The organism is Avibacterium endocarditidis, from assembly GCF_002921145.1.
In the GTDB taxonomy this organism is placed as follows: domain Bacteria; phylum Pseudomonadota; class Gammaproteobacteria; order Enterobacterales; family Pasteurellaceae; genus Avibacterium; species Avibacterium endocarditidis.
The window spans coordinates 1-7,556 of record NZ_PQVI01000159.1; the positions used below are offsets into that span (position 1 = coordinate 1).

General features: G+C 43.0%; 4 protein-coding genes, 1 other RNA gene and 2 pseudogenes. 5 read left to right on the forward strand and 2 right to left on the reverse strand.

Going from position 1 to position 7,556, the window contains the following annotated elements; all coding sequences use genetic code 11:
- Nucleotides 1-229 precede the first annotated feature (229 nt).
- The 5 genes and pseudogenes from C3Z13_RS11390 to cydC all read left to right on the forward strand — a co-directional run bounded on the left by C3Z13_RS11390 (nt 230) and on the right by cydC (nt 7,149).
- Complete coding sequence (locus tag C3Z13_RS11390) at nt 230-1,579, forward strand: GntP family permease (RefSeq protein ID WP_103855985.1); 1,350 nt, start codon at nt 230-232, stop codon at nt 1,577-1,579.
- A 127-nt stretch (nt 1,580-1,706) separates the two neighbouring features.
- On the forward strand, nt 1,707-2,558 hold the full coding sequence (locus C3Z13_RS11395) for a co-chaperone YbbN (RefSeq protein WP_103855988.1): 852 nt from the start codon (nt 1,707-1,709) through the stop codon (nt 2,556-2,558).
- 66 nt (nt 2,559-2,624) lie between these two features.
- A complete protein-coding gene (gene trxB / locus C3Z13_RS11400; protein ID WP_103855986.1) occupies nt 2,625-3,578 on the forward strand; it encodes a thioredoxin-disulfide reductase in 954 nt (317 codons plus the stop codon).
- 81 nt (nt 3,579-3,659) lie between these two features.
- On the forward strand, nt 3,660-5,420 hold the full coding sequence (gene cydD / locus C3Z13_RS11405) for a heme ABC transporter permease/ATP-binding protein CydD (RefSeq protein ID WP_103855987.1): 1,761 nt from the start codon (nt 3,660-3,662) through the stop codon (nt 5,418-5,420).
- Nucleotides 5,420-7,149: pseudogene (cydC, locus tag C3Z13_RS11410) on the forward strand (heme ABC transporter ATP-binding protein/permease CydC). The gene cydD and the pseudogene cydC overlap by 1 nt, the downstream one beginning before the upstream one ends.
- A gap of 57 nt (nt 7,150-7,206) precedes the next feature.
- Here the strand turns inward: cydC and ffs are convergent.
- Nucleotides 7,207-7,305, reverse strand: an RNA gene (gene ffs, locus C3Z13_RS11415) — signal recognition particle sRNA small type.
- A gap of 176 nt (nt 7,306-7,481) precedes the next feature.
- A pseudogene (locus tag C3Z13_RS11420) lies at nt 7,482-7,556 on the reverse strand (IS1595 family transposase); the annotation flags it as partial.

A 7,556-nucleotide genomic window follows, 5' to 3' on the forward strand; every position in this document is an offset into this window, starting at 1 on the left:
AAAAATTGCTGATTTTAGTTACTGGTAACATTTCATTTTGTGATCATTCTCACAAATTTTTAACAAAAATCGCCATTTTCGTCCTAATCATTTGAACTTTGGTTAGAATTTCCCTAATAATATGCCTATCTATTTTACCTTGCTAGTTAATTTTAATGTTACGGGTAAATTAGCAATCCGTTCTTGGTCGTTGGCTAAAAAATTAATCATCAAATACTAAGGATCTTATATGTTGATTTTCACTTTGATAGCTTCAGTCTTGATGTTGCTTTTATTAATTATGAAATTCAGAGTTCACGCCTTTGTCGCATTAATTATCGTGAGCTTGCTCACGGCACTAGCCACCGGCGTGCCATTCAATGAAATTCTGCCAACTTTAACTAAAGGCTTCGGCGGCACATTAGCGTCTGTGGCGTTATTAGTTGGTTTGGGCGCGATGATCGGTCGCTTGCTTGAAATCACTAGCGGCGCAAAAGTGCTTGCTGATACACTCATCAATAAATTTGGTGAAAAAAAAGCACCTTTCGCTTTAGGGGTCGCCTCTTTATTGTTCGGCTTCCCAATTTTCTTTGATGCAGGATTAGTCGTGATGCTGCCAATTATCTTTAGTGTCGCAAAACGCTTTGGCGGTTCAGTATTGCGCTATGCCTTCCCAGCAGCAGGAGCATTTGCTGTAATGCACGCCTTTGTGCCTCCGCACCCTGGCCCTGTTGCTTCAGGCGATTTATTAGGAGCAAACATTGGCTTATTAGTCATCGTTGGTTTAGTCTGCGGTATTCCAACTTGGTACATCGCAAGCTACTTATTTAGCCAATACTTAGGTAAAAAAGTGATGGTAGATTTACCAAAAGCGTTCTTAAACGTAAACGCCATCAATGAAACTGCGGTGCTAAATCCACCAAGTTTTGGTAAAGTGTTAACCATTCTATTATTACCATTAGTGCTGATTTTATGTGATACCGGCTTGAATACCCTTTCTGTCGCAGGCGTGGTTGATGGCTCACAGGCTTGGGTGCAAGGCTTACGCTTACTCGGCAAAACCCCTGTGGCATTATTGATTACCTTAATCGTAACCATTTTATTGCTAAAAGATCAGCGCAGTAATGAACAAATCGAAAAAATCTGTGATAACGCACTCGGTCCAATCTGTTCTATCGTTCTAGTAACGGGAGCTGGTGGTATGTTCGGTGGCGTATTGCGCGCAAGTGGCATTGGCAACGAACTCTCCGCAATGTTTGCTGATACAGGAATGCCTGTGATTGTGGCCGCCTTCATTATTTCAATGGCATTGCGTGTAGCACAAGGTTCTGCCACCGTGGCACTCACCACCACATCAGCCTTAATTGCGCCAACGGTGGCGGCAACGGTTGGATTAAGCCAATTCGATCTTTGCTTTATCGTGATCGCTATCGCCTCAGGTGCAACGGTATTCTCTCACGTTAATGACAGCGGTTTCTGGTTAGTCAGCCGTTTCCTAGAAATGGACACCAAAACCACATTAAAAACTTGGACAGTGCTAGAAACCCTCATCGGCTTTACCGGATTTGCTTTTGCCTTAGTGGGAAGTATTTTGTTCTAAGCAAGATTTTTATTAAATCATTAAGTGCGGTGGTTTTTTGGGAAGTTTTTTTCCAAAAACCACCGCACTTTTGTTACAATCGATGGCAATTTTTGTAACTCAAATTAGCGTGAAACGTGGAGTGAAAATGTCAGCTTATATTATTGATGTTACCGAACAAAATCTCACCGAGATCTTACAACAAACCCAACAAAAACCTGTTGCTTTAGTGTTTTATGCGCCAAGCCACGAGGAATCTAATACGTTTGTAAGCGTGCTAGAACGCTATGCAGAAAAATACCAAGGGCAATTTTTATTAGGCAAAATTAACTGTGAAGCCGAACAAATGGTCGCGGCGCAGTTTCGTATTCAAGCCTTGCCAACCACCTATTTATTTAAAGATGGGCAAGCCCTTGATGCATTCCAAGGGGCATTAGATGACGCCACCCTTGAACAACATTTAAGCCTGATCTTGCCAAAAGAAGAAGAGATTAAATTTACCCAAGCATTAGATTTTCTAGCGAATGAAAACTATGAGCAAGCCTTGCCACTGCTAAAAGACGCGTGGGAGCTTTCCGATCACAAAAACAGCGATATTGCCCTGCTTTATGCAGAAACCTATATTGCAATGAAACGCGTTGAACCAGCGCAGGAAATTTTAAACCGCATTCCATTGCAAGATCGCGATAGCCGTTGGCAAGGATTGCAAGCGCAAATCGAATTATTAATTAAAGCGGCAGACACGCCAGAAATTCAGCAATTACAAGCCGAATACACCAATAATCCAAGCCCTGAAGTGGCCTTAAAACTGGCATTACAGTTACACCAAGCACACCGCAATGAAGATGCCTTGGAATTATTATTCAGCTTATTAAAACAAGATTTAGGCGTGCTGAATGGTGAAGTGAAACAAGAGTTTTTATCTATTCTGGCTGCTATTGGCAATAACGATCCGGTTACCAATAAATACCGCCGATTGCTCTATTCACTACTCTATTAATGAATTTAACGGCGTAAGCCTCTATAATAGCGAAGATTTTTTACGATTTATAAACTAGGAATTTTTATGTCAGAAATGAAACATTGCAAACTGTTAATTTTAGGTTCAGGCCCTGCGGGCTACACCGCGGCTATTTATGCGGCGCGTGCTAATTTAAGCCCAGTATTAGTTACAGGTTTACAACAAGGCGGACAGCTCACTACCACCACAGAAATCGAAAACTGGCCGGGGGATTTTGGTGATACCACCGGCCCTGAGTTAATGCAAAGAATGTTGCAACACGCGGAGAAATTCGATACAGAGATTATTTTCGATCACATTAATCGCGTGGATCTTTCTTCTCGTCCATTCAAACTTTATGGCGATGTTCAAAGTTTTAGCTGTGATGCATTAATTATTGCCACAGGGGCCTCTGCACGCTACATCGGCTTGCCGTCTGAAGAAGCTTTCAAAGGCCGTGGCGTTTCTGCTTGCGCTACTTGTGATGGTTTTTTCTATCGCAATAAACCTGTTGCGGTGATTGGCGGTGGAAACACCGCGGTGGAAGAAGCTCTTTATTTAGCCAATATTGCTTCTGAAGTGCATTTAGTGCATCGCCGTGATAGCTTCCGCGCAGAAAAAATCTTAGTGGATCGCCTATACAAAAAAGTGGAAGAAGGAAAAATTATCCTACATACCCACCGTACTTTAGATGAAGTGCTAGGCGACAATATGGGCGTAACCGGAATTCGTTTAAAAGATACCCAAACAGGCGAAACGGAAGAACTCAAATTAGACGGAATGTTCGTGGCAATTGGCCACGCGCCAAATACAGAGATTTTCGCCGATCAGCTTGAACTCAATAATGGCTACATCGTGGTGAAATCAGGTTTAGAGGGCAACGCCACCGCCACATCAGTAGAGGGCGTCTTTGCCGCAGGTGACGTAATGGATCACAATTACCGCCAAGCCATTACCTCTGCTGGCACAGGTTGTATGGCAGCCTTAGATGCAGAACGCTTCTTAGATAGCCAAGAATAAGCCTAAGCGGTGCATTATTGCCGTAATGCACCGCTTTTCTTTTTTTCCTTATTATCTAACTTAACCCTTTTACGCAGAATTATGGATAAAGCTCGCCAACGACACTTACAAAAATGGCTACGCGCCCAACAAAAAACCCATAAAAAGTTACTTAGCCTTAATATTTTATTGGCTAGCCTTTCATCTCTGATCTTAGTTGCACAAACCTACTTGCTCGCCACCCTATTACATCAGCTCATTATGGTGCAAACCGCAAGGGAAAATTTAATCGGTTATTTTATCGCCTTAGTAATCGGCTTTGGCTTGCGTGCGATCATTTTGTATTGGCGCGAACGCCTTGGTTTCAAGTGCGGTCAAAAATTACGACATTTTATTCGCCAACAAATTTTCACCAAATTACATCAAGTTGGCCCAGCAATGATTAACCAAAAACCCGCTGGCAGTTGGGCAAGCATAATGTTAGAACAAGTGGAAAATCTACATAATTTCTACGCACGCTATTTACCTCAACAAGCCCTTTCGGTGATCGTTCCGTTTATTATTTTAATTGCCGTCTTTCCGCTAAATTGGGCGGCGGGGCTCATTTTGCTCGTTACCGCTCCCCTTGTGCCAATTTTTATGATCTTAGTTGGGATCGCCGCCGCAGACAGCAGTCAGAAAAATATGCAAACCTTAGCAAAATTAAGTGGTCAATTTTTAGATCGCCTACGCGGACTGGAAACCTTACGCTTATTCAATAAAACGGAAGAACAAACCGCGCATATTGAACAAGCCACGGAAGATTTCCGCGAAACCACAATGGACGTGCTGAAAATGGCGTTTTTGTCTTCTGCTGTGTTGGAGTTTTTTACCTCGATTTCCATTGCGCTAATGGCCGTCTATTTTGGTTTTAGTTATTTGGGCGAGCTTGATTTCGGCACTTATGGCACGCCAATCACCTTATTTATCGGCTTTTTCTGCTTAATTCTAGCCCCAGAGTTTTATCAGCCTTTGCGTGATCTTGGCACTTATTATCACGACCGCGCGGCGGCCATTGGTGCGGCTGATGCTATTGTTGAATTTTTAGAACAGCCTATTTTGAATGAAGCGAAAGCAAGCCAAGATTTCACGTTAAATGAAACGGTTGAAATCCACGCGCAAGATCTGGTGGTGCTCTCGCCACAAGGCAAACCGCTCACCCAAGCTCTTAATTTTCATCTGCCGGCTAAAAGTCATACCGCGTTAGTCGGGCAAAGTGGCGCAGGGAAAACCTCATTAATCAATACCCTACTTGGCTTTTTAGATTATCAAGGCAGCCTGAAAATTAATGGCATTGAACTCAATCAAATTAATAAAACCCAATGGCGCAGTGCGATTGCGTGGGTGGGGCAAAATCCCTTGCTATTACAAGGCACGATTCGCGAAAACCTACTCTTAGGCGGAATCCAAGCTAGCGATGAACAAATTCAACACGCTTTGGTACAAGCACAGGCTACCGTATTTACCGATAAATTAGGGCTAGATGCCGAAATTAAAGAAGGGGGCATTGGACTTTCCGTGGGGCAAGCACAGCGTTTAGCCATTGCCCGCGCCTTATTGCGTCATCGTCATTTATTGCTCCTTGATGAACCTACCGCCAGCCTTGATGCACAATCAGAAAATCTGGTACTTTCCGCCTTGCAAAAAATTAGCCGTGAACAAACCACCTTGATGATTACGCACCGCATTGAAGATCTGAAACAATGCGATTGCATTTTTGTGATGCAACAAGGACAAATCGTTCAACAAGGCAATTTTGCCGAATTACAAAATAACGGATTTTTCGCAGAACTTCTTGCACAACGTAAACAGGATATTAATTAATGCGTACACTTTTACCATTTTTACGTTTATTTAAGCACGCCAAATTCGTGTTATTTTTAGGCTTAATCCTGATGATCACAGGGCTTGCCGCCAGTATTGGTTTATTAACGGTATCAGGCTGGTTCTTGGCTGCCACCGCCTTGGCGGGCATTGGCACGTTATTCAATTTTTTCTATCCCTCAGCCACCGTGCGCGGATTGGCGATTGGACGCACCCGTAGCCCGTTATTTTGAAAAAATCGTTACTCACGATGCCACCTTTAGAATCCTTGCCAAATTGCGTGTGCAAGTGTTCCAAAAGATCATTCCCCTAAGCCCAGCCGTGCTAAATCGCTATCGTAACAGTGATTTATTAAACCGCTTAGTGGCAGATGTGGATACGCTCGATAGCCTTTATCTTCGCCTGCTCGCGCCCTTTATCACCGCTTTGCTAGTGATTGGTTTTCTCACCCTAGGCTTGAGCTTTTTTAACCTTCCGCTCGCACTCTTTTTTGGTGCAATGTTGACCGCACTTGTCTTGATTGTGCCAACAATTTTTTATCATTTAGGGCAAAAGTTCGGGCATAAACTCACCCAAGCGCGCGCGGCTTACCGCACGAGATTTGTAGAATATATCCAATCTCAAGCAGAATTATTGCTGTTTAATGCTGAAAAACCGCTCAAACAAAAACTGGACGAAACAGAACAACAATGGCAACACTTTCAACAAAAAGAAGCCAATTTAAGCGGATTTTCCACCGCACTTGTGCTTTTTGCCAATGGCATTTTGCTTGCGCTCACCTTATGGTTTGCCGCCAATGCTGATTTTGGCAGTGATCGATACAGCCCTGCGATTATCGCCCTATTTGCCCTTGCTGCACTGGCAGCCTTTGAGATTTTAATGCCTTTGGGTTCGGCATTTTTGCATATTGGGCAAGTGATTGCTTCTGCCGAGCGGGTTACCGAAATCACCGAACAAACGCCACTCGTGCAATTTAACGGACAAAAAACTATAAAAAACACCGCACTTGATCTTTCCATTCAGCAAGTGAGTTTCACTTATCCTGAACGTCAAGATGTTGCACTACAGAACATCAACCTTGAAATTCCGCAAGGGCAAAAAGTTGCCATTCTAGGCAAAACTGGCAGTGGCAAATCCACCCTGTTACAGCTTTTAGTACGCAACTATAATCCCGCACAAGGGAAAATTTTCCTTGCCAATCAACTAATTGAAAGCTACAGCGAAAAAAAGTTTACGTAACCAAATGTGCTTTTTAACCCAGCGCGTGCATATTTTTAGCGATACCTTGCGTAATAATTTACAGCTGGCAAATCAGCAACCTATTTCTGATGAGGCAATGATTGACGTGCTAAACCAAGTGGGTTTAGGCAAATTGCTAGACCAAGAACAGGGCTTAGATCAATGGCTTGGCGATGGCGGCCGCCCGCTTTCAGGCGGTGAACAGCGCCGTTTAGGTTTAGCGCGCGTATTACTCAATCAAGCACCTATTTTACTGCTTGATGAACCTACCGAAGGTTTAGATCGCGAAACAGAACGCCAGATTCTGCGTTTAATTCTCGCCCATTGCCAAAACAAAACCTTAATTATGGTAACGCACCGCCTTACCGCGATTGAACAATTTGATAACCTTTGCATTATTGATGATGGCAAATTAATCGAACAAGGCAATTATCAAACCTTAATGGCAAAAGAAAACGGCTTTTTCAAACAATTAGTGGAAAGAATTTAGTTGAGTTGAAAAAGTGAAAGATTGATTTAAGAGAAGAAAAAGAAAAGCTGGGCGGAAACCTTCCCAGCTTGATCTCGGCACACGAAAAATCTGACTTTGGCTGCTTTCTTCCGAACCTGACCGAGTAAACCAGACCTCGTTGCGAGGAACCGAGAAGGTTTCCATAACATCTGCCACCAAATCTAGCAACAGAACGCCCGCATTATGCCCCAAGCCCCAGGGAATTGCAAATCTTTCATTGTGATTTCGCTTTAACTGATTAAATAAACAACTTTCAGTATTTTTCTAATCAATTCGCGTTTCTTACTTTTAGGGGCTGTAGTAGATTAGCCCTAAATTTCACACCATTTTCGCAATATTTTTAACTGCTCTTTTGGTGGCCCAAAGTTAAACCGAAATTCACATTC

Bases quoted from the DNA above. Each gene is read 5' to 3' on its own strand.
- cydD (WP_103855987.1), top strand. From the start codon at position 3,660: ATGGATAAAGCTCGCCAACGACACTTACAAAAATGGCTACGCGCCCAA.
- C3Z13_RS11390 (WP_103855985.1), top strand. From the start codon at position 230: ATGTTGATTTTCACTTTGATAGCTTCAGTCTTGATGTTGCTTTTATTA.
- trxB (WP_103855986.1), top strand. From the start codon at position 2,625: ATGTCAGAAATGAAACATTGCAAACTGTTAATTTTAGGTTCAGGCCCT.
- C3Z13_RS11395 (WP_103855988.1), top strand. From the start codon at position 1,707: ATGTCAGCTTATATTATTGATGTTACCGAACAAAATCTCACCGAGATC.